This window comes from uncultured Campylobacter sp. (assembly GCF_938045775.1).
Lineage (GTDB): Bacteria > Campylobacterota > Campylobacteria > Campylobacterales > Campylobacteraceae > Campylobacter_B.
This window is the reverse complement of sequence record NZ_CALIBH010000236.1, coordinates 1-1,565: the sequence shown is the minus strand read 5'-3', so window position 1 is coordinate 1,565 and position 1,565 is coordinate 1. Positions and strand designations below refer to the sequence as shown.

Below are 1,565 nucleotides of genomic sequence, written 5' to 3'. Positions count from 1 at the left end.
CCGCCAGCGCGATCGGCGACGATACGTTGCAGCGTAAATTTAGCGGTCGCGTCGTGCCCGATTCTTTCACACACGGCACCTCGGCACAGCGCAAAGAATGGTTTAAAAGAGGCTTAGCGGGCGGAAACCTAAAGGCTTGCTCGTTTGAGCCGTAAGCGTGGGCTTTGAGCTAGCTTGCGGGCTAGATCAAGGGCGGTTTAAATTTTTAAAATTTAACGCCGGGTTTGGAGGCGGAATTTTAGAATTTCATGATCGGCGATTAAAAGCTTGTACGGCGTGTTCGGTTAGTGCGGCGACGGCTTGTTTGAGCGCAGGCTTGACTACGGCATAAGAAACTAAAATAGATACGTTAAAATTTATGGAGGCGAAAATGAACAAAATAACCTGCATCTGCCTAGGCGTACGAAGCATGCAAAGGGCGCTGAAATTTTACAGAGACGGCCTAGGTTACGAGACGGATTGCAAAGACGACGACCCGCCGGTATGCTTTTTTAATACGCCGGGGACCAAATTTGAGCTCTATCCACTGGACGCGCTGGCGCGAGATACCAGCGAAAACGATCCGCTCAGAGGCAGTGGATTTGGCGGCATCACGCTAGCGTATAACGTAAAAAACAAAGAGGACGTAGCTAGCGTCATAGAGCTAGTAAAAAAGGCGGGCGGTACCATCGTCAAGGAGCCCCAAGATACGTTTTGGGGCGGGTACCACGCGTATTTTGCCGATCCGGACGGATACTACTGGGAGGTGGCTTGGGGGCCCGGTTTTAAATTTGACGGGGACGGGCTGATCAAATTTTAGATCAAAATTTTTGCGGCCGAGGCTTATTCGGAGGCGCCGAAGCCTTTGCGCAAACGTGTAAAATTTAAACTCAAAATTTATTGCAAATCATCGGGCGGGTTTTTTGGCTCGTATAATTTGCAGCGCCGTTTTTCCCGCGCTTTGCTCTAAACATCGGGCGAAATTTTACTCTCCGATATTATCCGCGGCGTAGATTTTGTGTGAGGCTAAAATTTACCCGCACCTCGCCATGCTGTTTTACTCGCGCTCGCAGTACCGCTTTGCTCGTATCGCATGCCGCTACACAAAGCAAGAAAGCGGATATTTCGCAGCGTTTTTGTCCATAAGCACGCAAGGAATAGGGCGATAAATTTCTCGAAATTTTTCGCAGCGGCCTCTTTTAAAAAGCGCTTGTTTATAACCGAATTTTTAATATCCGGATGGGCTAGAATGATTAAGTTTTTTCATATTTTTCCTTTAAAATTTTGGTTTGGGGTGATAAATTTGCCGCTAAAATCGCAGTTATAGCTCTGCCTAAAATTCAATTTTCAAATGAGAAGCAGAATTCTAAGGCAAAATTTCAAGACTAAATTTTAATGCCGAAGCTTCGACGCATAAATTTGACGCCGAAATTCCGTAGCAAATTTCATATTAGAATTTAGTGCCCAAATGCGTGCAAGCTCTGCTTCAAAACGCCGCCTAGCGCTCTACTTCCCCGCAGCTAGTAGATCCGCGAGCACCTTTGCGGCGTGATCCTTTGCCTTGACGCTTTTATAGACCTTTAAAA

General features: G+C 46.9%; 2 protein-coding genes. Both read left to right on the top strand.

Features of this window, described 5'->3' with window-relative positions; genetic code table 11:
• On the top strand, positions 1-155 hold a 155-nt coding region (locus tag Q0238_RS09705), incomplete at its 5' end, for a neutral zinc metallopeptidase (protein WP_297945606.1).
• A 215-nt stretch (positions 156-370) separates the two neighbouring features.
• The gene (locus Q0238_RS09700) at positions 371-799 is read left to right on the top strand and encodes a VOC family protein (RefSeq protein WP_297945605.1); all 429 of its coding nucleotides are present in this window, start codon (positions 371-373) and stop codon (positions 797-799) included.
• The last annotated feature ends 766 nt before the right edge of the window (positions 800-1,565 follow it).

Coding starts and splice junctions, on each gene's coding strand:
- Q0238_RS09700 (WP_297945605.1), top strand. CDS start 371: ATGAACAAAATAACCTGCATCTGCCTAGGCGTACGAAGCATGCAAAGG.